Here is a 24,797-nt window from a genome sequence, read left to right on the forward strand (position 1 = left end):
TATGAAGAAGATTTTAGTAGCAAACCGAGGCGAAATTGCCATTCGTGTGATGCGAACTGCAAAAAAAATGGGTATAAAAACGGTTGCCGTTTATTCCAATATAGATAGACATGCGCCACATGTAAAATATGCTGATGAAGCTGTTTTAATTGGTGAAGCACCTTCTAATCAATCGTACTTATTAGGTGATAAAATTATACAAGTCGCTAAAGACCTTAACGTAGATGCCATTCATCCTGGTTATGGGTTCCTTTCTGAAAATGCTGACTTTGCCGAATTATGCGAAGCCAACAACATTACCTTTATAGGGCCAAAAAGCAAAGCCATAAAAATCATGGGAAGCAAGCTAGCAGCCAAAGACGCTGTTAAAGCTTATGATATTCCTATGGTTCCAGGAACCGACGAAGCTATTACAGATATTGCTGAAGCCAAAAACATTGCCACAGGCATTGGATTTCCTATCTTAATAAAAGCCTCTGCTGGTGGTGGCGGAAAAGGCATGCGTATTGTTGAAAAAGAAGCCGATTTTGAATCGCAAATGGATCGTGCCATTAGTGAAGCTGTTAATGCTTTTGGTGATGGTTCGGTATTTATTGAGAAATATGTAGCATCGCCACGTCATATTGAAATTCAGGTGATGGCAGATACACATGGTAACGTGATTCATTTATTTGAGCGCGAATGTAGTATTCAACGTCGTCATCAAAAAGTGGTTGAAGAAGCGCCATCGTCTGTACTAACTCCAGAGTTACGTGCTAAAATGGGTGAAGCTGCTGTAAAAGTGGCAAAAGCCTGCGATTATATTGGTGCTGGAACAGTTGAGTTTTTGTTAGATGAAAACCACAACTTTTACTTCTTGGAAATGAATACGCGTTTGCAAGTAGAACATCCTGTTACCGAATTAATCACAAAAACCGATTTGGTTGAACAACAAATTCGTGTGGCTCGTGGTGAAGTTTTAGCTATAAAGCAAGCCGATTTAAGCATTCATGGTCACGCATTGGAGCTACGTGTTTATGCTGAAGATCCGCTGAACGATTTCTTACCAAGTGTTGGTCATTTAGATGTGTATCAATTGCCTGTTGGTAAAAACATTCGTGTAGATAACGGTTTTGAGCAAGGTATGGATATTCCTATTTATTATGACCCTATGCTTTCCAAATTAATCACTTACGGAACTACGCGTGATGAGGCTATTCAACTTATGATAAAAGCGATAGAAAACTATCAAATTGAAGGTATTCAAACCACTCTTCCATTCGGAACGTTTGTTTGTGAACACGATGCTTTCCGTTCAGGTGATTTTGACACGCATTTTGTTAAAAAACATTACTCTCCAGAAGCCATTAAAGCCAAACAAGAAACTGAAGCAAACATTGCAGCACTTATTGCTGTAAAACAGTATCTGGAAGACCAAAACGTATTACGAACTTGTCATTCCGCACTTGATGCGGAATACAAGAGAAATTGACAAAGTGGATCCTGCGTCGTAGCGTAGGATGACAAAAAATCAACAATACTGTCATTCCGCACAGAACCTGTACTAAACTTGATTTGATAATCCGGAATATATATAAAATAATTAATAGTGAAACATTTTAAAAAACACGCCAACTTTTGTCATTCCGTGCTACGACACGGAATCCATAAAAAATCATTTATATGTTTTAAAAAATGAAAGGAAATTATTACCAATTTTATGTTTACATATTAACAAATAAAAAGAACGGAACACTTTACATTGGTATGACAAATGATTTAGAACGAAGAGTATTTGAGCACAAAGCAAAACTTATAGAAGGTTTTACTAAAAATTATGGATTAGACAAATTAGTGTACTTTGAACAATTTCAATATGTAAATGATGCAATAAAAAGAGAAAAGCAATTAAAAAATTGGAATAGACAATGGAAGATTGACCTAATTGAAGCTGAAAATAAAAACTGGAATGATTTAACAGAAGATTGGATATATTAAATGGATCCTGAATCAAGTTCAGGATGACAAAGAAAATGACACAGGTACAACGAAATAAAATTAGAACAATTACTTGTCATTCCACACTTGATGCGGAATCCAAAAAAACAAAAACATACATGCTATGCAAGACAAAATAAAAGACTTAAACGAAAAATTAGCCCAAGCCTATTTAGGTGGTGGCGAAAAACGTATAGAAAAACAACATGCCAACAAGAAACTAACGGCTCGCGAACGCGTGCAATATGTATTAGATGAAGGCTCGTTTGAAGAAATTGGTGCTTTAGTTACGCATCGTACCAAGGACTTTGGTATGGACAAACAACAGTTTTATGGCGATGGCGTTGTAACAGGTTATGGTACTATTCATGGTCGCTTGGTGTACATCTTTGCACAAGACTTCACCGTATTTGGTGGTTCGCTTTCTGAAACTCACGCCGAAAAGATTTGTAAAATTATGGACCTTGCTGTAAAAGTTGGTGCGCCATTAATTGGATTGAATGATTCTGGTGGTGCACGTATTCAAGAAGGTGTGCGCTCGCTTGGTGGTTATGCAGATATTTTTTACAGAAATGTACAAGCATCTGGTGTTATTCCGCAGTTATCTGCCATTATGGGACCTTGTGCTGGTGGTGCTGTATATTCTCCTGCCATGACCGATTTCACCCTTATGGTTGAAAACACCAGTTATATGTTTGTAACTGGACCAAATGTGGTTAAAACTGTGACGAATGAAACTGTAACTTCTGAAGAACTTGGTGGTGCATCTACACACGCATCAAAATCTGGTGTGGCGCATAAAACGTCAACAAATGATGTGGAATGTTTAGAAGACGTCAAAAAACTATTGAGTTACTTACCTCAAAACAACCAAGAAAAGCCAAAAGCCTTACCGTTTGAATTAGGTGATGAATTGAGAGAACAATTATCTGACATTGTCCCTGATAATGCCAACAAGCCTTATGATATGCATGAGGTAATTTCTGGTATTATTGACGAAGATTCATTTTACGAGATGCATAAAGACCATGCCGAAAACATTATTGTTGGTTTTGCGAGATTAGGCGGAAAATCTATTGGTATTGTTGCCAACCAACCTATGTTTCTCGCAGGTGTATTAGATGTCAACAGCTCTAAAAAAGCAGCACGATTTGTACGTTTTTGTGACGCTTTCAACATTCCACTGTTAACGCTAGAAGATGTTCCTGGATTCTTACCTGGAACTGACCAAGAATGGAATGGTATTATTGTTCATGGTGCTAAATTATTGTATGCTTTTAGCGAAGCCACTGTACCAAGAATAACGGTTATCACCCGAAAAGCTTATGGTGGTGCTTATGACGTAATGAACTCTAAACACATTGGTTCTGATATGAACTTTGCATGGCCTAGTGCTGAAATCGCTGTAATGGGAGCCAAAGGTGCTGCCGAAATTATCTTTAGAAAAGAGATAAAAGACGCTGATGACCCTGAAGCAAAATGGAAAGAAAAAGAAGCTGAATATGCTGAAAAATTTGCTAATCCTTACAGTGCTACAGAACGTGGTTTTATTGATGAAGTGATTTTACCAAAGGATACACGACGTAAATTGATAAAAGCCTTTGCGATGCTTGAGGACAAACATGTAGATACGCCAAAACGTAAACATGGTAATATTCCGTTGTAAGATATATTATTATTTTAAATAAAAAAGCCAAAACATTTTGTTTTGGCTTTTTTAATAGCTCATTAAGAAATTATATAAAAAGCAACATGGAATTATCGTAATACATCGTTGAAAAAAAGCAGTTTAAGATTTCGATAAGTTAATAAGTTATTGTGATAATGATTTCGAATACTTTCATGTTTATTTATATAAAATAAATCACAAGCTAAATCATTACACTCTTTGTACTTTGGAATTTCATTTTTATAGGCATCTAACTGATTTCTAAATGCATAATTAACATCTATCATTTCTAAAAAACGATCTCTTAATTCTCTTTTTTTAAAGGAGTTAGATGCTAGCTTTGCAAATTTATCACATTCTTCAATTAAGTAGTTTACTTCTGAAATCCACAGTTCTAATTCTTTAATACTGCGTTTCAAAATTAATTCTTCATCTGTATCATGATCAAATAAAGTATCTTGATTTGTCATTTCTTTAATTAGTTTTTTTGTTTAACACGTTTGATATGTAGTGACTTTTTACCTCCAGGAAACTCCCAATCTATAATATCACTTTCAGCATATCCTATGACAGCTAATCCCATAGGAGTTAATATTGAAATTTTGTTAGTTTTTAAATCACTTTCTTCTGGAAGCACTAATTCAAATGAATTTTCCCAACCATCATTTGTAGCCACTGTAACCAAAGAGTTAAACCTTATAACATCTACAGGCACATCTTTATCTTCAGCTACAATTGCTTGATTTAGTTCTTCTTTTAATCTATCTATAGAATATTTTCTTGTGTTCTCTTTATATCCTTCAGATAAATTTAGTAGTCGCTTTAAATCAACATAATCTTTTTTTTCTAAAATTATACTTCCATATTTCATATTTCATAAGTTTTAATTATGGAAAAATTCCGCGTTGGATATAAGCTTTTTCAATACGTTCAATCGCTATAACATAAGCCGCTGAACGTAAGTCTAAAGCTTTACTTTCTGAAGTTTCTAAAACTTTTCTAAAGACTTCTTTTAATTTTTTATCAAGTTTGATTAAGATTTCATCAAGTTCCCATAATTCGCCATTTCTATTTTGTAGCCATTCAAAATAACTACCAATAACACCGCCAGAGTTGCATAAAATATCTGGTATAATATCAATACCTTTATTAAGTAACATTTCCTCTGCTTCTACAGTCGTTGGTCCATTTGCGCCTTCTGCTATTAAAAAAGCTTTAATATCATTTGCGTTATATTTGGTTATTTGATTTCCTAAAGCTGCTGGAATAAAAATATCGCAATTAATACCAAAAAACGCCTCTTTATCTATAGTTGATGTGTTTGGAAACCCTTCTATACGGCCTTGGTTATTTTTTGTGTGAATGAATAAATTCTCAACACTTATTCCTTCAGCATTTGTTATGCTTCCAAATGCATCTTGAACACCTACCATTTTAGCGCCTTCCTTTTCTAGAAAGTGTGCTGCCCAATATCCTACATTACCAAATCCTTGTACTATAAAAGTTTTGTCTTTTAGGCTCACGTTTTTATGTGCTGCCCAATATTTTATTGTTAGATAAACACCAAAGCCTGTAGCTCTGTCTCTTCCTTCTAACCCACCAGATCCAATTGGTTTACCTGTAACAACATGCTGATTTTTAGATCGTTCAGACGGTGCTTTAGTAGACATGTATGTATCAGCTATCCAGGCCATAGTTTGGGCATTAGTATTTACATCTGGCGCTGGAATATCATGCTCTGGACCAATATTTTCACCTAGTGCATAAGCAAATCGTCTTGTAATACGCTCTAATTCTGCATTTGAATATTTACTCGGGTCTAACTGAATGCCGCCTTTAGCACCACCATAAGGTAAACCTGCTAAAGAGGTTTTCCATGTCATCCACATAGCTAATGCTTTTACAGCATCAATATCTATTGTAGGATGATAACGCAAACCACCCTTGTAAGGTCCTAATGCATTATTGTGTTGAACACGATACCCTTTAAAAATTTCAACATTTCCATTGTCCATACGAACTGGGAAATGAATAATTAATTCATTATTTGTAACTGCTAATATCTTCTTTATATTAGGGTTTAAATTTACCAAACTAGCTGCTGCATCAAATTGCTTCATTACATTTTCCAGCATACCTTGTTTTGGTTGTTTTTTATTGTTTACTGTTTCTGCTATTGCCATTTTACTTATAAATTACATATACGTTTCTAAAACACGTTTTTTTTGTGCTGTACTTAATTTAGGTTTATTGTTACTAGTAGTGGTTGTAGCTACTTCGTATTCGCTACAAGACCAGATAAGTGTTTTGTCTGACGTTAAGCTACAGTCTATTGTATGCTTACAGTCATAACATAAGCTTTTGGTATGATTCATAAATTAATATTTTTTTTGAATCATACTTTTGCAAGGTGTATGCCAGAAATATGAGACTGCTTTAAAAAAATAAAATAAAACGCTAACAAACAACGGTTTAAATCAATACCTTGTTTTTATGAGAGGGAATATAACTGAGTAAAAATTACTCAACGGTGTAAAAATTACACATCAATATTAAAAAAATCACTTAATTTTTTGACTTAAAGTTTTTCGATCTATCTCAAGTATTTTTGCTGCTTGAGATTTATTATTATTAGTAGCTTTTAGAACTTTTAAAATATGATTTTTTTCAACAACTTTTAAAGGAAGTAGTGATTCTGTTTCTGAAGAAAATGTTATATTGTATTTTAAGTGATCAGGTAAATCTTGTATTGAGATTTGTTTATCGCACATGATAACTGCTCTTTGAATAATATTTTCTAATTCTCTAATGTTTCCTGGCCAGTTATATCGCTGTAAAACCTCTAATGCTTCAGGAGTAATAGGTAATACTCTATCTTTGTATTCAATACCATATTTGAATATAAATTTATCTACTAATAGTTTTATATCTTCAGATCTTTGTCTTAAAGGTGGTACAGGTAACTCTACAACAGTTAGCCTATAGTATAAATCCTCTCGAAAGCGTTTTTTAGCTATTAAATCTTTAAGATTTATGTTTGTTGCGGCAATTATACGCACATCTATTGATTCAGTTTTTTGTGAACCTACACGTGTTATTTCTTTTTCTTGTAACACTCTTAAAAGTCGTAATTGTGTAGCCATAGAGGCATTTCCTATTTCATCGAGAAATATGGTTCCTTTGTTTGCTGCTTGAAAAAAGCCTGTTCTACTATCATTTGCCCCTGTAAATGCGCCTTTTGTATAACCAAATAATTCTGACTCTAATAAGTTTTCTGGTATTGCTCCACAATTAACAGCAATAAAAGGCGCTGTCTTATACTTGCCCATATAATGTATGGCTCGCGCAACCAGCTCTTTTCCTGTTCCGCTTTCTCCTGAAATAAAAACGGTTGCCTTATTGTTTTTTACACGGTCAATTATTTCTATAACCTTTTTGATTGCTATAGACTGACCAACAATATCACCATAAGAATCTGTTTTATCTGGTAAAGACACTTTTTTCTTTTGAGATAAGGCTTTTAAAACAGCAGATTTTAATGCTTCTTTTGTAAAAGGCTTTGTTAAATAGTCTACAGCTCCTGTTTTCATGACCTCTAAAACACCATCAACAGAAGGATATCCTGTGACTACAAGTTTAGGGATATTAGGAAAATGCTCTGTTGCATATTTTACAAGTTCATGGCCATCTACTCCAGGCATTTTTAAATCTGTAATTAACAAATCTATGGTATTATCTTTTAGAATGATCAATGCCTCTTTTACAGATATGGCTTTATAAACATGATAATTAAGCGCTTGTAAATGGCGTTGCATTAATTCTAAAATATGAATATCATCATCAACTATTAAAATATTTTCGTTGTAAAGGCTCATGGTTTTGGAAAATGGATTGTAAAAATAGTACCTTTTGGAGAATTTGCTTTATGATTTATAGTTCCTTTATGACTTTTTACAATGCCGTGTACAACACTTAAACCTAAACCAGAGCCTTCTCCTAATGGTTTTGTTGTATAAAAAGGCGTAAATATAGCATCTGCATCACTTTTTTTAATTCCTGAACCTTGGTCTTTAATTTTAATAACTATTTTATTTTTTTCGTCTTTGACTTGTATCCAAATTTGTCCTTTTTCTGGAGAGAAATAAATAGCATTAATCACTAAATTAAAAATCACTTGAGTGAGTTGTATACTGTCTACTCTTAATAGAATAGATTCTTTAGAAATGCTTAAATGATACTGTATGTTTTTCTTTAAAAAGTTTGGTTTTAGTAAACTAATTGCATTTGATATTATAGGTGTTATATTACTTAATTCCATTTGTTGAGGCATATCACAAGAAAAAAACATTAATTTTTTTACAACCTCACTACAAAACACAGCACTGTTTATAATTTTATTTAAATCACTTGTTATGTTTGGGTGATCTTTAAATTGTTCTTTAAGTAATTCAGAATACCCTAAAATGTTTGCTAAAGGTGTATTCAATTCGTGAGCAATACCAGCAGTAATCTCTCCTAAAATGGTAAGTCTATCTGCTCGTTCTACTTGTCTTTTTGATAATGCTTCATTCTCTAATATTTTTTTTCGCTCAAAAAGACCTCCTATTTCAAGTGCTATCTTACTTAATAACAATTCTTCTTCTTTTAAAAAACTATTGCTTGTATAATCCTTTTTTAAATAACCAACTTTTATACTTCCTATGAGTTCATTAAAACCTTTTATAGCACTAATAATATAAACTGTATTTTCTTGTACATTACCGGCAGTAACCTTCATATTTTCAACACTAATAGATACATAAGCATCATTAGAATATTGGATAGCCTTTTTAAGACTACTTGCTATAGCTAAAAGTGTAGGTTTTAAGTTATTTAAGCTGCTATTAGATATATAAGAACTTACTTCATACAAACAAGTCAGCTCTTTTATTCGTTCTTTTAATTTCTTTTCCGTTGAATTTATATTAACCATAGCATGCTTTATTTAAAATTAAAATTACAAACATTTTTTAAGATAGCTTTAATACAATCTTTTATTTACTTTACAGACGAACGCAGTAACTTTGCATAATGCAAAAACCAACAACCTCTCAAAAAGATAAAGTAAACATAGAATTTATAGCATTAATGGCATCTTTAATGGCTATTGTAGCTTTATCTATTGATGCACTTTTACCTGCCTTACCTGATATAGGAACCGATTTAGGAGTTATTGATGTTTCTAGAAATCAGCTTTTGATAACTATGATTTTTTTAGGCCTTGGTATTGGACAATTAATTTTTGGTCCATTGTCTGATGCCTTTGGAAGAAAACCAATTATTTATACCGGTTTTATTCTTTTTGTTATCGCAAGTATTATTTGTGTTACAACATCAAGTTTTGAAATGATGATATTAGGTAGAATTATACAAGGTGTTGGACTTTCTGCTCCTAGAACTATAAGTATAGCTATGGTAAGAGACACTTACAGTGGTGATTATATGGCAAAAGTGATGTCGTTTGTTGTTATGGTTTTTATTCTTGTACCTGTTATAGCTCCTACTTTAGGGCAATTTCTTATTACTTTTTATGATTGGCATTCTATTTTTTATGTAAACCTAATTTTTGGCATTTTTGTCATGCTATGGTTTTGGAAAAAACAACCTGAAACATTACGTCAAGAACACAAAAGAGACTTATCAATAAATAGGATTGTAAAAGGTACACAGGAATTTTTCAGACACAAAACTGCTGTAACTTATACATTTGTATCTGGCCTTATAACCGGTTCTTTTATGGTGTATTTAAGCACTTCGCAACAAATATTTGAACACCAATATCATTTAGCTGATTTGTTTCCATACATATTTGCTAGTTTGGCTATCGCTATAGGTTTTTCAACATTTATAAATAGTACTTTGGTACTTCGTTTTGGTATGAAACGTATTGCTTATACCGCAGCAATAGCTTACAGCGCAGTTTCTATTTTATATGTGATTCTTTTTTCATCAGGAGAAAATCCTGATTTATCTGTACTGGTTATCTTTTTTGGGTTACAGTTTACTTCTATCGGATTTTTATTTGGAAACTTACGATCTCTAGCGATGGAACCAATTGGTCATATTGCTGGAATTGGTGCTGCAATCAATGGTTTTATTTCAACAATAATGGCTGTTCCTATTGCTAACTATATTGGTAGTTTTGTAACCAATAGCGTATTACCATTATTTATTGGGTTTTCAGTTTGTGGTTTTATTTCAATTATCTTTTTTGCTTTTTTAAACAGAAAGACTAAAACCCAAGTGATAGAACAATAGATGTAACTGAAGAAATAATATATTCTACGCCTATTGCTATAACAACAAAGCCTATAATACGAGATAAGGCGTTTATACCGGAAGCTCCTAGAATTTTAACAATATAATGCGAGCTTTTTAAAATCACATATATCGCTATTGTTACCAGTAGCATAGCGCCTAAAATTATCATTATTTGGTCTGTTGATTGGTACTCTTGATTATACGCTATTAATAGTGAAATAGTTCCTGGTCCTGCTAGCATCGGAATTGCTAATGGTGTTAATGAAATTGCGTCTCTATTTTCAATATCTTGTTGTACACGCTCACGTTTCATCCCTTTGTGCTCCTTAAACTTACCTGTAAGTAAAGCAAATCCTGAAGACGCTATAATCATACCGCCTGCAATTTTAAGCGCATTTAAACTTATTCCGAAAAAAGATAAAATATATTTCCCGGCAAATAATGACAAAAGCAATATAATAAAAACATCTATTGCTGTCCAAAACGCTGTAATAGCACGCTCTTTTTTACTGTTTTCTTGAGTTAAACCAACAAAAACAGGTACTGTTCCTAATGGGTTCATGATAGAGAATAAAGCCCCGAAACTCGTTAAAAATAACTCCATAGTTTTTTTTGCAAATTCACTACATTTTCACGTATTAAGTGTTACGAAATACTTAAGTAATAATTAAAACACTGTGAAATTTACACTCATAAACTTACTTGCTAAAACATCCTAAAATGTGTATCTTTAAAATATGTACTCAAAATGTAAAATCATTCTTTTTTTAGGGTTTGTTATCCTGTTATTTTCTTGTGCTTCTGTAAGCTATACAGATAAGCATCAACTTGTATCAGAAATACAAACTCTTGATAAAAAAACATATGTTTCAAAAAAAGACTCACAATTATTATTAAAACACGACATTTTGCATTTCACAAAAAACGGCCGTGTAAAATCATCTATCAGTCTTGACAATAATAATGATACACTTGTAACAACCAAAAAAAAATTATGGTTTACAAAACAATCTTATCCTGACAAAGATCCTTACTACTGCAAGACTCGCTGGAAACCTAAAAACAGAGAACGTATAAGCTGTTATACTCAAAAACAGTATAAAAAAAATGAAGCTATTTATTATTACCACAAAAATGGAAGTATTAATAAAATTGAAGATAATTTCTCCAACTTTTATACAAAGCACTATACTTACAAAAACAATGATGTATCAAAAATCACTATTGTAAACAAAGCAAATGACACCATTGAAGTAATAAAAATAAATTGTCTTAAAAAAGACACATCTGGAACCTGCCTTGAAGAAGTACAAACTTATACACAAACAGATAGTGTTATTACTATTTACAGATATCCAAAGTATTTTTAGTGATAATAATGTTATTCTACAAGCTTGTAATTTCTAATAATTAGTTCTTAATTTTGAATTCGAAAACAAAAGCCTACAAGTGATTAAAACAGAGAGCATACTAGAAATTAAAGATTTTCTAGACACAAAAGTTATTGAATATAACAACCCCAAATTTATTGAGTCAGATCCTATTCAAATACCTCATCAATTTAGCATAAAAGAAGATATAGAAGTTTCTAGCTTTTTGGTTGCAACTATTGCGTGGGGAAATAGAAAAATGATTATAAAAAACGGCCAAAGAATGATGGAATTAATGGGCAATGCGCCATATGATTTTATCATGAATCATCAAGAGAAAGATTTAGACAATCTAACCGGGTTTGTTCATAGAACCTTTAATGATGTAGATTTTAAATACTTTATAAAATCACTAAAAAACATATATACAAACCATAACGGACTAGAAGCTATTTTTATCACAAAAGATAATACACTACAAAATACAATTTCAGAGTTTAAAGATATCTTTTTTGAATTAGAACATCCTTTAAGAACTCAAAAACATATTTCAAACCCATTAAAAGGTTCTGCCGCAAAACGCATAAATATGTGGTTAAGATGGTTATGTAGAAAAGATTCTGCTGGCGTAGACTTTGGCATTTGGCAACAAATAAAACCATCACAATTGTCATGTCCGTTAGATGTTCATTCCGGTAATGTTGCAAGAAAACTAGGGTTATTAACAAGAAAGCAAAACGATGCAAAAGCTTTACTTGAGTTGGACACTAACTTACGCATATTAGACCCAAACGATCCTGTAAAATACGATTTTGCTCTTTTTGGATTAGGGGTTTTCGAAAGCTTTTAAAAATATTCTATAAACAACCTGTTTATTTAATAATTTGACAAAAAAAATCTGGGTTTTACTATTTTATTTTGAACAGTATTTCTAGTTTATTATATTTGTTTAACCTAATTAACCTATCTTATGAAACATTCATTTAAATTAAGAAAGAGCCTACTAAAAAACATATACACCGAAAGATTAGGCTTTAGCAACATTACCTTAGAAAACAAAAAAGACGTAGAAAATACTATTAACACAATACTTAATTTTATTGGTTTAGAAACCTCATTAATTCCTATAAATTGTTCTTACAATTTTATAAATAGTACAGCTTATTTTCAATTAGAGTTAATAAATGGTGTTAATAAATTAGAGTTTTTTGAATCTATCAAAAAATTTGAAGAGTACGTAGAAGTTATTGATGCTCAAGCTGTTTAAATAGCTTTTTTTCGTTTAAAAAAATACTATAATCTATAAACTTTAATTAGATAGATTAGTTACGTATATTTATAAAGAAAAATTAAATATAATGAAACAATTTATTTTTAGTATTCTTTTAGTATACTCATTTACTTCATTTTCTCAATCAATTAAAGTTCCTATTGACACTTTAATAACAACAAAAAATCAAGTTGTTATTAAAGGACAAACAATCACTTACGAAGCGCAAACAGGCACACAACCTGTATGGAATGATAATGGTGATGTTATAGCGTCCTTATTTTACACATACTACAAACGTACAAATGCTCAAAACAACGAAAGCAGACCTCTTATTTTCTCTTTTAATGGTGGTCCTGGTTCTGCTTCTGTATGGATGCATATAGCGTATACTGGTCCTAAAATTTTAAATATAGATGAAGAAGGTTATCCTGTACAACCATATGGAATAAAAGATAATCCTCACTCAATATTAGATGTTGCTGATATAGTATTTATTAATCCTGTAAATACTGGCTACTCTAGAATGGTTGCTGACAAAGATGGAAAAATGCCAGATAAAGCCACATTTTTTGGTATTAATGCTGATATTGCTTACCTCTCAAAATGGATGAATACATTTGTTTCAAGAAACAACCGTTGGAAATCGCCAAAATATATTATAGGTGAAAGCTATGGCGGAACCCGTGTAATGGGATTAGCTCACAGACTACAAAACAGCCAATGGATGTATTTAAATGGTGTTATCATGGTATCTCCTGCCGATTACAAAGTATTACGTGTTGGTGGTCCTGTAGCAACAGCTTTAAATTTACCATATTACACAGCCACAGCTTGGTATCACAATATGCTACCTGCTGAACTACAACAAAAAGATTTGCTTGAAATACTACCCGAATCTGAAAAATATACTGTAAACACTCTTATTCCAGCCTTGGCAAAAGGCGGCTTTATTAGTGAGTCTGAACGTAATAACGTTGCAGATAAAATGGCCTATTATTCAGGAATAAGTAAAAAGGCTATTCTACAGCATAATTTAAGTGTTCCAACAAACTTTTTCTGGAAAGATTTACTTCGTGAAAAAACAGGGCAAACTATTGGTAGACTAGACTCTAGATATTTAGGTTTTGATAAAATAGAAGCTGGTACTCGCCCAGATTATAATGCCGAACTAACATCATGGTTGCACTCATTTACTCCTGCAATAAACTACTATTTAAGAGAGCATTTAAACTTTAAAACAGATATGCCTTATAATATGTTTGGCCCAGTTCATCCTTGGGATAACGATCATGATAATGTTCGTGAGCAATTACGCGAAGCTATGGCGCAAAATCCATATCTTAAAGTATTGATTCAATCTGGTTATTATGATGGTGCTACAACGTATTTTAATGCTAAATACACCATGTGGCAAATTGATCCTAGTGGAAAAATGAAAGATCGTTTTACTTTTAAAGGTTACCGAAGTGGACACATGATGTATCTGCGCAACGAAGACCTTAAAACGGCTAATGAAGACATTAGAGTTTTTATAAATAATTCACTCTCTAATGGAAAATCTGCAAAATATTAAACAAAAAAGCCCGCTTTTTAGCGGGCTTTTTTGTTATTGATAAATTAAAAGATTAACCTTTTAACCAAGCTTCTCTTAATGTTTTTTGTGCTTCTGTAGCTTCTGGATTTGCCATTAGTGTTGTTCCTGTTGTATAAGATTGCGTCAACGTTGTTTTAATTTCAACATCTTTACCATCTCTAGTTAAAACAACATCTATATCTGTTCCTGGTTGCCACATAAATACTTTTTGGAAAACTGTATTAGCATTAAGCAAATTAACTTCTACTCCATCTACTGATTTGATAATATCATTTGGTTGAACTCCTTGCTCATTCCAAAAACTATTATTCTTTACAGCATTACTAAAATATATGCTTCCATCAGTTTGGTTAGCTCCTACTATAAGTACTCCTGCATTTTGGATGTAGTTAGTCTTCACTCTACTTTCTCCAAATTGTAAGCCAACTTTTTCAAAAAACGTATTATAGTCAATTGGCACATCACCTACAACATGTGTTTGTAAAAACTCACCTATAGAAGGATATGTCATTGCTGTTATTTCTTCAATAATACTGTCATCATCAAAAGGTTTATTTTTACCATATTTTGTTGATAATTCTTTCATTAAAGATAAAATACCACGATTACCATTACTCTCTTCACGCATTAAAATATCAATACACATACCTATTAATGCTCCTTTTTGATACACATTATAGTATTGGCTAGCATAAGGCTCTTCTAGAATGTTTTCACTCATCACTGTGAAACTCATCGTGTCATTCATTCCTGAAGCTGTTTTTATTTTGTCGTTGATTTTAGCATAAAAATCGTCTTCGCTTACCAATCCTTGATCTACTTGAAACAACGTTGCAAAATATTCGGTTACACCTTCATACATCCATAAATGCTTTGAAAATGTTGGTTGATTATAATCAAAGTAATGCACATCTTCAGAATGAACACTTAATGGTGTTACTATATGAAAAAACTCATGAGAAACTACATCTACCATACTTTCATCTAAAGCTGAAGCTGGCATAGACTCTGGCATAACTACAACTGTAGATGTATGGTGTTCTAATGCTCCAAAACCTTTAGGTGCAGTTTCATCTCCTTTTGATAAATACACATATATATCATATCGAGGTGTACTATTTATGTCTCCTAAATATGTTTTTTGAGCTTGCATCATTTTCTCCATGGCAGCACGCATTGTTTTTGCACTATGTATTCCGTTTGGAGAATAAACACTTAATACAATTTTTATATCACCTACTTGAAATTCTTCAACATCAAGTTTTCCGTACATCATTGGGTTATCAGTAATATCAAAATAACGTGGTGCAAAATAAGATGTTGTTACTGTTTTACCATCTTCGCTTGTTTTGTCTGACGTATGTTGTAATGCAGATGTACGAACAAAATCCGTTGGTGCTGTAACGTCTAATTTATATTGGCTGTTTTTTAATGAATCAAAATACCCTATAAATCCATGAAGGTTTAAGACGTAGTTATCAGCTTCTATATTTGTTCCTGCTGGTGAAAATGGCACATCGCCTCCAATACCTCCTGTAACTTCTTGATCAAAAGTATCATTAACATTATAGGTAATATAATCAAGAGTAGTTGCATTTGCTATTGTCCAAGTATTGGTATCTGCTTTTGTAGCTTGTAGCTCGTTTCCATTATAATCAAAGGCTTTAAAATCGTCTACATATTTACCAAAATCACTTACAGAATATGTTCCTTGAACAACTCTAGGTAATCTATAAGTAACTGTTTCACTTGTAAAACGTCCTGGATTTATTACTACAGGAGCTTTATCATTAACGACTTTTGTTAAATCTATTGATGTCTCAATAGGATTGCTTACTGCTAAATCATTGCTACCTGTTTTTGAGGACGTACCACAAGCAACTAATAACGTTGAGAAGCCTACAATGGCTAGTGCTTTTTTCATTATTTTTTGTTTAAGTTATTTCTAAATTGACGCTCAAAAGTACAATGTGTTACATTTTAATTCCTTAAGGTTTTGTTAAAAGCGTAATTAGTATATTCGCAATATGTCAGAACCTTTAATAAGTATACTTACACCTTTTAAAAATACGCAAGATTTTCTAGACGATTGTATACAATCTATTATTAACCAAACACATAACCAGTGGGAGCTCATTATTATTGATGACCATTCTACAGACAACAGTTATGAGCTTGTAAAAAAATATGCTGATATTGACTCGAGAATAAAACTTTTTAAAAATTCAGGTAGCGGAATAATAGAAGCTTTACGCTATGCCTTTTCTAAAAGTTCTGGAGACTTTATAACCCGAATGGATAGTGATGATATTATGCCGCAAAACAAACTAGATGTTTTACTTAAAAATCTCCTACATCACGGCAAAGGTTATGTAGCAACAGGATTGGTTAAATATTTTAGTAAACACGGAATTAGCGATGGTTATGAACGTTATGAAGCGTGGTTAAACAATTTAACTATTACTGGTAAAAACTATTCCGAAATCTATAAAGAATGTGTGATCGCTTCTCCTTGTTGGATGGTTCATAAAGACGACTTAATTGCCTGCGATGCTTTTAACCCAAACAACTATCCTGAAGATTACGACTTGGTATTTAGGTTTTACAAAAAAGGATTAAAGTGTATTCCTTGTAACGAAATACTGCATTACTGGCGCGATTATAGCTACAGAACTTCTAGAACGCATGAGCATTATGCTCAAAATTATTTTCTAGAAATAAAGCTTCGTTACTTTTTAGAGTTAGATTATGATAGCAAACGCCCGCTTACTATTTGGGGTGCTGGGTTTAAAGGAAAAACTATAGCAAAGTTTTTAATAGAAAAAAAAGTTCCCTTTTACTGGATATGTAACAATCCTAAAAAAATTGGTAAAGCTATCTATGAACAAACGCTACTTGCTTTTAATGAATTAGAAAACATATCAAACCCTCAAACCATTGTTACTGTAGCTAACACAAAATCTCAAAAAAGAATAAAAGAATATTTTAGTAACCAAAATATGCATCCGGTTACAGATTATTTTTTCTTTTGTTGATACATTAATTTGTTGTTAAAAGGTTTGCATTTCAACTGTAAACCTTATTTTTGTAAATAAACCCATTTAGGAATGCAGTTTAAACATCCCGAACTTCTCTATGCGCTATTTTTGCTCATCATTCCAATAATTATTCATTTATTTCAACTACGCCGATTCAAAAAAGTAGCCTTTACCAATGTTGCTTTTTTAAAAAATGTAAAACAACAAACCAGAAAAAGCTCACAAATAAAAAAGTGGCTTACCCTTATTACTCGTTTATTGCTTTTTGCTTGTATCATATTGGCTTTTTCGCAACCTTACACATCAAATAAAAACAGTTTTAACACAACTAACGAGACTGTTATTTATTTAGACAATTCCTTTAGCATGCAGGCCAAAGGAAAGCAAGGTGAACTTTTAAAACGTGCTGTTCAAGATATTATAGACAATACACCAGATAATGAAAACATTACTCTGATAACAAACAATGAAACGTTTAGAAACACACAAATAAAAACCATTAAAAACGATTTACTTCAGCTTAATTACACACCAAATCAACTAACTTATGAAGCTGCTTTATTAAAGAGTAAAAATGCGTTTAGTAAAAACAGTAATAGTCTAAAACATCTCATATTTATTTCTGATTTTCAAGAAAAAGACAAAGCTTTTATCCCTGTAAAAGACTCTTTAATCAATATTCATGCTGTTCAACTAAAACCTGAAACCATTAATAATGTCAGCATAGATAGTTTATACATTTCAAAAACTACAGCTACCAATACCACACTAACAGTTACACTAAAAAACTCTGGTTCAGAAATTGAAAATTTACCAGTATCATTATATAATGATACGATGCTTATTGCAAAAACATCGGTATCTATTAAAAATGAAGCTACTACTACTTTTGAAATCCCTAACAACACAACCATAAAAGGCCATATTACAATAGACGATACAGCGCTTCAATTTGATAACAGTTGTTATTTCAGCATTAATAAACCTTCAAAAATACAAGTGCTAGCTATTAGTGATGTTACAGATAGTTTTTTGAGTCGTATTTACTCTGATGATGAATTTAACTACACGAATGCCAGTTTAGGTTCATTAAATTATAGCAACATCACCAAGCAAAATCTTATTATTTTAAACGAATTAAAAACCATACCTGAAGCACTATCTAGAGCATTAAACGAGTTTCAAAACAATGGTGGGTTTGTGGTTGTTATAAATTCTAAAAATGCTGAAATTCCAAGTTACAACACATTTTTAGCTACCAACAATATTAAACTAAATGCATTAGGAAATTATGAAAAACGCGTTACTACAATAAATTATGTGCATCCGCTGTTTGGAAATGTATTTGACAATAAAGTTGATAATTTTCAATACCCTAAAGTTTCTAGTTTTTATACTGTAGCTTCCGGTAGCACTACTTCAGCACTTTCTTTTGAAGATGGACAACCATTTTTAGTACAACAAAACAATCTGTTTTTATTCACTGCGGCTTTAAACACTGAAAACTCTAATTTTTCTAGTTCGCCACTTATAGTGCCTACATTTTACAACATTGGTAAACAAAGCTTAAAAACACCAAACATATATTATACCATAGGAAAAGAAAACACCTACGACGTTGCAGTAAACTTATCTCAAGATGCTGTTTTAAAACTAGAGCAAGAGTCTATAAGCATTATTCCGCAGCAACAATATTATAATAACAAAGTAGCTGTTACTACTTACGAAACCCCAGATGTATCTGGAGTTTATAATTTAATGAATAATAAAGAGCTAGTTAAATATGTGAGTTATAATTATGATAGAAACGAAAGTAATATGACTTATCAAAACCTATCTGCTTTAGAGCAAATAAATATCTCTCACGATTTAACAAATGTATTTAACACGATAAAAAGTAATTCAAAAGTTAACGAGCTATGGAAATGGTTTGTTATTTTTGCATTAGCTTTTTTAATTTTTGAAATGCTCATCTTAAAATATTTTAAATGAACGTACTCTTAAAATCTGCCACTATAGTTGATTCTAAAAGTGACTATCACAATGAAACTGTTGATATCTTAATTGAAAATGGTACAATTACCAATATTTCAAAAACCATAAAAAACAAGAATAACTACAAAGAAATTTCTTTAGATAATTTACATGTTTCTCAAGGTTGGTTTGACAGCAGTGTTAGTTTTGGTGAGCCAGGCTATGAAGAGCGCGAAACTATTGCAAACGGATTAAAAACAGCTGCTCATTCCGGATTTACAAATGTTGTTGTAAACACCAATACAAATCCAGTTATAGATAGCTATGCCGATATTTCTTTTTTAAAATCAAAATCTCAAGGGCATGCTGTAAACTTGCATCCACTTGGCGCTTTAACAAAGAATAGTCAAGGTGAAGCATTAGCTGAATTGTATGACATGACAACAGCTGGTGCTATTGGTTTTTATGACTACCAAAAGCCTATTAGTGATCCTAACCTTATGAAAATTGCACTTCAATATGCAAGTAATTTTGGTGGTTTGGTATTTGCTTTTCCTCAAGAATCTAAAATTTCTAGAGATGGCGTTATGAATGAACACATAACAAGTACTACTTTAGGACTCAATGGAAATCCTGCTTTAGCTGAAGAGCTTCAAATAGCTAGAGACTTATTTTTACTAGAATACACAGGTGGTAAATTACATATACCTACTATTTCAACCGCAAAATCTGTAGCTCTTATCAGAGATGCAAAAAAGAAAAAACTTGATGTAAGTTGTAGTGTGGCAATTCATAATATCGTTTTAACAGATAGCGTTTTAGAATCTTTTGATACGCGTTATAAAGTATTACCTCCCTTACGAACAGAAACAGATACTTTAGCGCTTATTGAAGGTTTAAAAGACGGTACCATAGATATGGTGACAAGCGACCACAACCCTATTGACGTAGAACACAAAAAAATTGAGTTTGATTATGCTGCTTATGGAACCATTGGTTTAGAATCTGCTTTTGGTGCGTTACAATCTGTTTTCACAACAAAAAAATCAATCGATTTACTTACAAAAGGCAGTGAACGTTTTGGTATAGAAACAGCTCCTATACAAGTAGGAAACAAAGCTAATATTACACTATTTAATCCAACTACAGTGTATACTTTTAGTAAAGAGGATATGTTATCTACATCAAAAAATGCCATTTTTGAAAACTACAAACTCAAAGGAAAAACTTACGGTATTATTTCAAATAATAAACTTGTTTTAAATTAATAATCATGACAGAACAAACTATAAACAATGGTCGCACACTGGCTATTGTTAGCTATTTCACTTTCATTGGTTTAATTGTAGCTATAATTATGAATTTAGAAAAACGCAACCCGTTTACTTATTTTCATATTAGGCAAATGCTAGGCTTGATTTTAATGTTAATAACATCTAACATTGTTGAGAAATACGTGAATAGTTGGTTAGGCACTACATTTTGGACTATAACCTTTGTTTGTTGGCTATTTGGCATATATCATGCTATAAGCAAACAGGCAAAACCCATTCCTTATATAGGTGACTATTTTCAAGACTGGTTTAAAAACATAAACTAAACTATTACAATGGCAGATTTATCATTATTTCATATCACAAGACCTTCAACTTTAAAAGAAAATGCACCACTACTTATTATGTGTCATGGTTATGGTAGTGACGAAAACGATTTATTTTCGTTTGCATCAGAATTACCTGAAGAGTTATTTATCATTTCAGTTCGCGCTCCTTATCCTTTAGAGCCTTACGGAAATGCTTGGTATGCCATAAATTTTGATGCCGAACAAGGAAAATGGAGTGATGATGAACAAGCTAAAACCTCGCGTGATGCTATTGCTACTTTTATAGAAGAAGCCTGTAATGCGTATCCTGTAAATAAAAACAATGTATCGCTTTTAGGGTTTAGTCAAGGTACTATTTTAAGTTATGCAGTAGCACTTACCTACCCTGAAAAAATAAAAAATATTGTTGCTTTAAGCGGCTATATAAACCCTAATATAATTCCTGATAACCCACAAGATTACGACTACAGTCAATTAAATTTTTACTGTTCGCATGGTAGTGTAGACCAAGTAATTCCAGTAGATTGGGCTCGTAAAGCACCCAAGTTTTTAGATGCTTTATCTATTAAACATACCTACTCTGAATTTCCTGTGGGACATGGTGTTGCCCCTCAAAATTTTTATGAACTTAAAGATTGGTTGGTTTCAAAAATTTAATTAGTTGGATATAAAAATGAATCCAATACATTAAATTTTAATTGCTTATCGTCTGTAAGCTCATATTTTACAAGAAGTTCTCCCCAATATTTTCCATCAGAAAAATTGGCTATAATCCACTCATGATTTAATAGTCTAATATGATCTATTAGCATTCGTCCGCCATTACCAGACATAGCAGCATAAGGTATTAATGGGTGTTCATCACCTTTTACCGTATTCAAATCATACATTTGATCTTTTATAAAAGGCACTAACTCATCTATTCTATACCCTTTATTTTCATAAAAAGTCATAGCTTGTTCGCTATTTTCAATAGAAAATTCTGAAGCGACTAAAATTTTATCACGCAATTGATTAATGGTATCTGCGTATTTTTCTTCTCGTAATACTTTTCTATCAAGCTTTTTCTCGTAGTCTTCTAAAATATGTTTTGCGTTTACATACTGAAACAATACTAGTAACAGTGAAAAAATAAACAAGTACATAAATATTCTATTCTTCATTATATGGTAATTTGTAAATTATCGTAAGCTAAAAAAACGTTTTCTGGCAACTTTTGTTGTACCTCATCATGGAAACCTAACAAGTGACTTATATGCGTTAAATAAGCACGTTTGGGTTTTACTTTATCTATAAATTCTAGGGCTTCACTTAAACTAAAATGAGATATATGCTCGGTTTCTCTCAATGCATTTATTACTAAAACATCTACGCCTTTTAGTTTTTCAATTTCTACTTCTTCAACAAACTTCATATCTGTTAAATAAGCAAATTTGTCAAACCTAAAACCAAACACTTGTATTTGATAATGTGTTCCCTCAATTGGAATAACATTCATATTTCCTAACTGAAAAGGCTTATTTTCTATAACATGTGGCAGCACACTTGGTGCTCCAGGATATCTGTTTTCAGTTTCAAATATATAATTAAATCGAGTTTCTAGTGCTTTTAAAACACGCTCATGAACATAAATTGGTAAATCTCCTTGCTTAAACACAAACGGTCTAATATCATCTAAACCTGCTGTATGGTCTGCATGTTCGTGCGTAAAAATAATTCCATTTATATTGCTACAATTAGCACGTAACATTTGTTGCCTAAAATCTGGACCACAATCTATTACATAAGCAAAATTTTCCCATTCTATCAATACAGAAACTCGTAAGCGTTTATCTTTTGGATTTTCGCTTAAACATACTGGGTGAGAGCTTCCAATAACTGGAATCCCTTGAGATGTTCCTGTTCCTAAAAAAGTAACTTTCAAACGTGTTAATTTTGTAACAAAAATAAACTATTTATTTTGTTTCACCTGCTATTTTAATACCTTTGTGATAAAGATTTAATCCCGGTTTACATATGGAAATTACCTTAAAAGGAGACAGAGAATTTGATCAGATTCCTTCGCTTAAAACAAAAGCACTTCGTATTAACCTAAACGAAAACATCTATGGTACCTTTGCCGAAATAGGTGCAGGTCAAGAAACTGTACGTCAGTTTTTTAGAGCTGGTGGTGCGTCAGGAACTATCGCAAAAGCAATGTCTGCTTATGATAAAGATTTTAGTGATGCTATTTATGGTATTGAAGATGATAAACGCTATGTAACTGAAGCGCGATTACGAAAAATGCTAATTCATGAAATCAATCTTATTGAACAACGATTAATTCGTGAAAAACATCCTAATAAATTATATTTCTCATATGCTAACACTGTAGCAACCATAGACTTTGCTAAAAAATACAAAGGTCATGGTTGGGTTGGAATTCGTTATCAAATTGATCCTAACGAAAAAGAATATAACGAAATCATTCTTCATATTCGTTTTAAAGAAAATGATGCAAGACTACAACAAGAAACGTTAGGTATTTTAGGTACAAACCTAATCTATGGTGCTTTTTATAAGTATAATGAGCCTAAAAAGCTTTTACGATATTTATATGATCACCTTGATAAAGATCAATTAGAAATTGATACAATAAATTTTTCTGGACCTGTTTTTGAAGATGTAGATAACCGTTTAATGAGTTTACAACTTGTTAAAAATGGTATGACAGATGCCGTAATGTTTGCTCCAGATGGTAACAACGTACTTCCTGCTGCTGTACTTTACAAAAGAAACATATTAGCATTAAGAGGAAGTTTTAGACCTGTAACCAAAGTCAATATGGACATGTTTAAGAAATCTTATGACATGTTTATAAAAGAAAATAAAGTAGATGAAGAAAAAACACAAGTTGTGTTTGAAATTACACTTTCAAACCTTCGTGCTGAAGGAGAGATTGACGAGCAAGACTTTATGGATCGTGCCAAACTACTTTGTTCTTTAGGTCAAACCGTATTAATTTCAAACTTTCAAGAATATTACAAACTGGTTGAGTACTTCTCTCAATACACAAAAAGTCGTATGGGACTTGCTATGGGTGTAAACAATTTAGTTGATATTTTTGATGAAAAATATTATCGCCATTTAAGTGGTGGTATTCTTGAAGCCTTTGGTAAACTCTTCTTTAAAGACTTACGCGTGTACTTATACCCAATGCAAAATGATGATGGTACCATTACAAATAGTGAGAATTTAAAAGTGCATCCACGTATGAAAGAATTATATAAATTCTTTAAATACAATGGAAAAGTAGTAGATATTAGCGATTATAATATGTCTAACCTTACTGTTTTTTCTAGAACAGTTTTAAAAATGATAAATGAAGGTGAAGACGGATGGGAAGCTATGCTACCAGAAGGTGTTTCTAAATTAATTAAAGAAAAAAGCCTCTTTGGTTGCGAAACTGAAGAAGTTTTTAGAGATGAATAAAACAATAAAAAAAGCGACCAAAAGGTCGCTTTTTTTATTTTAATATTTGGCTTGTATGCTCTTTGGTTTTTACTTTAGAAATTATATCCTCAATAACACCTTGTTCATCAATAATAAAAGTTGTTCTGTGAATACCATCATATTCACGTCCCATAAACTTTTTAGGCCCCCAAACACCAAAAGCATTAATTACCGTTTTATCTTCATCTGCTAAAAGCGGATAAGGAAAACCATATTTGTTTTTAAAATTAGATTGACGTTTAGCACTATCTGCACTTACGCCTATTATATCATAACCTTCTGTTTTAAAACGCTCGTAGTTATCACTTAAATTACATGCCTCTGCTATACATCCAGGTGTACTTGCTTTAGGATAAAAGAAAACTACTAATTTTTTTCCTTTGTAATCACTTAATGAAATTGTATTTCCATCTTGATCTTGTGCTGAAAACTCTGGAGCCTTATCTCCTATTTTTAAACTTGTCATATTTATGTAACTTTGATTTTTTATTATAAATAGCCTTGAAA

The 24,797-nt window shown here is 32.0% G+C and carries 25 protein-coding genes; 14 read left to right on the forward strand and 11 right to left on the reverse strand.

Annotated elements, in window-relative coordinates; translation table 11 throughout:
• The first annotated feature begins 1 nt into the window (after nt 1).
• From accC to ACN5J3_RS12875, 3 genes are all read left to right on the forward strand, one after another.
• Nucleotides 2–1,471, forward strand: coding sequence for an acetyl-CoA carboxylase biotin carboxylase subunit (gene accC / locus ACN5J3_RS12865; protein WP_418511995.1), 1,470 nt, complete (start codon nt 2–4; stop codon nt 1,469–1,471).
• Between the two features lie 203 nt (nt 1,472–1,674).
• Nucleotides 1,675–1,977: a GIY-YIG nuclease family protein gene (locus ACN5J3_RS12870; RefSeq protein WP_418511996.1), complete on the forward strand. Its 303-nt coding sequence runs from the start codon at nt 1,675–1,677 to the stop codon at nt 1,975–1,977.
• 124 nt (nt 1,978–2,101) lie between these two features.
• Entirely contained in the window at nt 2,102–3,643 is a 1,542-nt protein-coding gene (locus tag ACN5J3_RS12875; RefSeq protein WP_418511997.1) for an acyl-CoA carboxylase subunit beta, read from the forward strand.
• A 92-nt stretch (nt 3,644–3,735) separates the two neighbouring features.
• Here ACN5J3_RS12875 and ACN5J3_RS12880 read toward each other — a convergent pair whose 3' ends face one another.
• The 6 genes from ACN5J3_RS12880 to ACN5J3_RS12905 all read right to left on the reverse strand — a co-directional run bounded on the left by ACN5J3_RS12880 (nt 3,736) and on the right by ACN5J3_RS12905 (nt 8,618).
• Complete coding sequence (locus ACN5J3_RS12880; protein WP_418511998.1) at nt 3,736–4,116, reverse strand: hypothetical protein; 381 nt, start codon at nt 4,114–4,116, stop codon at nt 3,736–3,738.
• 8 nt (nt 4,117–4,124) lie between these two features.
• Nucleotides 4,125–4,517 (reverse strand): GreA/GreB family elongation factor, encoded by a 393-nt coding sequence (locus ACN5J3_RS12885; RefSeq protein WP_418510092.1) that lies wholly within the window; start codon nt 4,515–4,517, stop codon nt 4,125–4,127.
• 16 nt (nt 4,518–4,533) lie between these two features.
• Nucleotides 4,534–5,829, reverse strand: a complete 1,296-nt coding sequence (locus tag ACN5J3_RS12890; protein WP_418511999.1) for a Glu/Leu/Phe/Val family dehydrogenase — start codon at nt 5,827–5,829, stop codon at nt 4,534–4,536.
• A 12-nt stretch (nt 5,830–5,841) separates the two neighbouring features.
• Nucleotides 5,842–6,021 carry a hypothetical protein gene (locus ACN5J3_RS12895; RefSeq protein ID WP_344730760.1) on the reverse strand — a complete coding sequence of 60 codons (180 nt, stop codon included), beginning with the start codon at nt 6,019–6,021 and terminating at the stop codon, nt 5,842–5,844.
• Nucleotides 6,022–6,207: 186 nt separating this feature from the next.
• Entirely contained in the window at nt 6,208–7,521 is a 1,314-nt protein-coding gene (locus tag ACN5J3_RS12900; RefSeq protein ID WP_417291205.1) for a sigma-54-dependent transcriptional regulator, read from the reverse strand.
• A complete protein-coding gene (locus ACN5J3_RS12905; protein ID WP_418512000.1) occupies nt 7,518–8,618 on the reverse strand; it encodes a sensor histidine kinase in 1,101 nt (366 codons plus the stop codon). Before ACN5J3_RS12905 ends, ACN5J3_RS12900 begins: the two co-directional genes overlap by 4 nt.
• A 98-nt stretch (nt 8,619–8,716) precedes the next feature.
• Between ACN5J3_RS12905 and ACN5J3_RS12910 the strand changes: the two genes are divergently transcribed.
• The gene (locus ACN5J3_RS12910) at nt 8,717–9,943 is read left to right on the forward strand and encodes a multidrug effflux MFS transporter (protein WP_418512001.1); all 1,227 of its coding nucleotides are present in this window, start codon (nt 8,717–8,719) and stop codon (nt 9,941–9,943) included.
• Here the strand turns inward: ACN5J3_RS12910 and ACN5J3_RS12915 are convergent.
• Nucleotides 9,918–10,550 carry a MarC family NAAT transporter gene (locus ACN5J3_RS12915; RefSeq protein WP_418512002.1) on the reverse strand — a complete coding sequence of 211 codons (633 nt, stop codon included), beginning with the start codon at nt 10,548–10,550 and terminating at the stop codon, nt 9,918–9,920. The two genes, ACN5J3_RS12910 and ACN5J3_RS12915, sit on opposite strands and share 26 nt — an antisense overlap.
• A gap of 133 nt (nt 10,551–10,683) precedes the next feature.
• Here ACN5J3_RS12915 and ACN5J3_RS12920 point away from each other — a divergent pair, with 133 nt between their 5' ends.
• The 4 genes from ACN5J3_RS12920 (at nt 10,684) to ACN5J3_RS12935 (ending at nt 14,162) form a co-directional block, all read left to right on the forward strand.
• Nucleotides 10,684–11,316, forward strand: coding sequence for a hypothetical protein (locus ACN5J3_RS12920; protein ID WP_418512003.1), 633 nt, complete (start codon nt 10,684–10,686; stop codon nt 11,314–11,316).
• An 82-nt stretch (nt 11,317–11,398) separates the two neighbouring features.
• Complete coding sequence (locus ACN5J3_RS12925) at nt 11,399–12,166, forward strand: TIGR02757 family protein (RefSeq protein WP_418512032.1); 768 nt, start codon at nt 11,399–11,401, stop codon at nt 12,164–12,166.
• A gap of 120 nt (nt 12,167–12,286) precedes the next feature.
• The gene (locus tag ACN5J3_RS12930) at nt 12,287–12,583 is read left to right on the forward strand and encodes a hypothetical protein (protein ID WP_418512004.1); all 297 of its coding nucleotides are present in this window, start codon (nt 12,287–12,289) and stop codon (nt 12,581–12,583) included.
• A gap of 91 nt (nt 12,584–12,674) precedes the next feature.
• On the forward strand, nt 12,675–14,162 hold the full coding sequence (locus ACN5J3_RS12935) for a S10 family peptidase (protein WP_418512005.1): 1,488 nt from the start codon (nt 12,675–12,677) through the stop codon (nt 14,160–14,162).
• A 52-nt stretch (nt 14,163–14,214) separates the two neighbouring features.
• Here the strand turns inward: ACN5J3_RS12935 and ACN5J3_RS12940 are convergent, their stop codons facing one another.
• Nucleotides 14,215–16,107: a peptidase M61 gene (locus ACN5J3_RS12940; protein WP_418512006.1), complete on the reverse strand. Its 1,893-nt coding sequence runs from the start codon at nt 16,105–16,107 to the stop codon at nt 14,215–14,217.
• 103 nt (nt 16,108–16,210) lie between these two features.
• On the opposite strand from ACN5J3_RS12940, the gene ACN5J3_RS12945 reads away from it, so the two are divergent.
• The 5 genes from ACN5J3_RS12945 (at nt 16,211) to ACN5J3_RS12965 (ending at nt 21,455) form a co-directional block, all read left to right on the forward strand.
• Nucleotides 16,211–17,218: a glycosyltransferase family 2 protein gene (locus ACN5J3_RS12945; RefSeq protein WP_418512008.1), complete on the forward strand. Its 1,008-nt coding sequence runs from the start codon at nt 16,211–16,213 to the stop codon at nt 17,216–17,218.
• Nucleotides 17,219–17,290: 72 nt separating this feature from the next.
• Nucleotides 17,291–19,213 carry a vWA domain-containing protein gene (locus tag ACN5J3_RS12950; RefSeq protein ID WP_418512009.1) on the forward strand — a complete coding sequence of 641 codons (1,923 nt, stop codon included), beginning with the start codon at nt 17,291–17,293 and terminating at the stop codon, nt 19,211–19,213.
• Nucleotides 19,210–20,463, forward strand: coding sequence for a dihydroorotase (locus ACN5J3_RS12955; RefSeq protein ID WP_418512010.1), 1,254 nt, complete (start codon nt 19,210–19,212; stop codon nt 20,461–20,463). The genes ACN5J3_RS12950 and ACN5J3_RS12955 overlap by 4 nt, the downstream gene beginning before the upstream one ends.
• Before the next feature lie 5 nt (nt 20,464–20,468).
• A complete protein-coding gene (locus tag ACN5J3_RS12960) occupies nt 20,469–20,795 on the forward strand; it encodes a DUF4870 domain-containing protein (protein ID WP_417291216.1) in 327 nt (108 codons plus the stop codon).
• A 9-nt stretch (nt 20,796–20,804) separates the two neighbouring features.
• Nucleotides 20,805–21,455, forward strand: a complete 651-nt coding sequence (locus ACN5J3_RS12965; protein WP_417291217.1) for an alpha/beta hydrolase — start codon at nt 20,805–20,807, stop codon at nt 21,453–21,455.
• On the opposite strand, the gene ACN5J3_RS12970 is transcribed toward ACN5J3_RS12965, so the two are convergent.
• Nucleotides 21,452–21,961 (reverse strand): hydrolase, encoded by a 510-nt coding sequence (locus ACN5J3_RS12970; RefSeq protein ID WP_418512011.1) that lies wholly within the window; start codon nt 21,959–21,961, stop codon nt 21,452–21,454. The two genes, ACN5J3_RS12965 and ACN5J3_RS12970, sit on opposite strands and share 4 nt — an antisense overlap.
• Entirely contained in the window at nt 21,961–22,722 is a 762-nt protein-coding gene (locus tag ACN5J3_RS12975; protein WP_418512012.1) for an MBL fold metallo-hydrolase, read from the reverse strand. The genes ACN5J3_RS12970 and ACN5J3_RS12975 overlap by 1 nt, the downstream gene beginning before the upstream one ends.
• A gap of 92 nt (nt 22,723–22,814) precedes the next feature.
• On the opposite strand from ACN5J3_RS12975, the gene ACN5J3_RS12980 reads away from it, so the two are divergent.
• On the forward strand, nt 22,815–24,269 hold the full coding sequence (locus ACN5J3_RS12980) for a TonB-dependent receptor (RefSeq protein ID WP_417291220.1): 1,455 nt from the start codon (nt 22,815–22,817) through the stop codon (nt 24,267–24,269).
• A 34-nt stretch (nt 24,270–24,303) separates the two neighbouring features.
• On the opposite strand, the gene bcp is transcribed toward ACN5J3_RS12980, so the two are convergent.
• Complete coding sequence (gene bcp, locus ACN5J3_RS12985; RefSeq protein ID WP_418512013.1) at nt 24,304–24,756, reverse strand: thioredoxin-dependent thiol peroxidase; 453 nt, start codon at nt 24,754–24,756, stop codon at nt 24,304–24,306.
• Nucleotides 24,757–24,797: the final 41 nt, after the last annotated feature.

The sequence above is a fragment of the Corallibacter sp. genome, from assembly GCF_048381695.1.
Lineage (GTDB): Bacteria > Bacteroidota > Bacteroidia > Flavobacteriales > Flavobacteriaceae > Corallibacter > Corallibacter vietnamensis.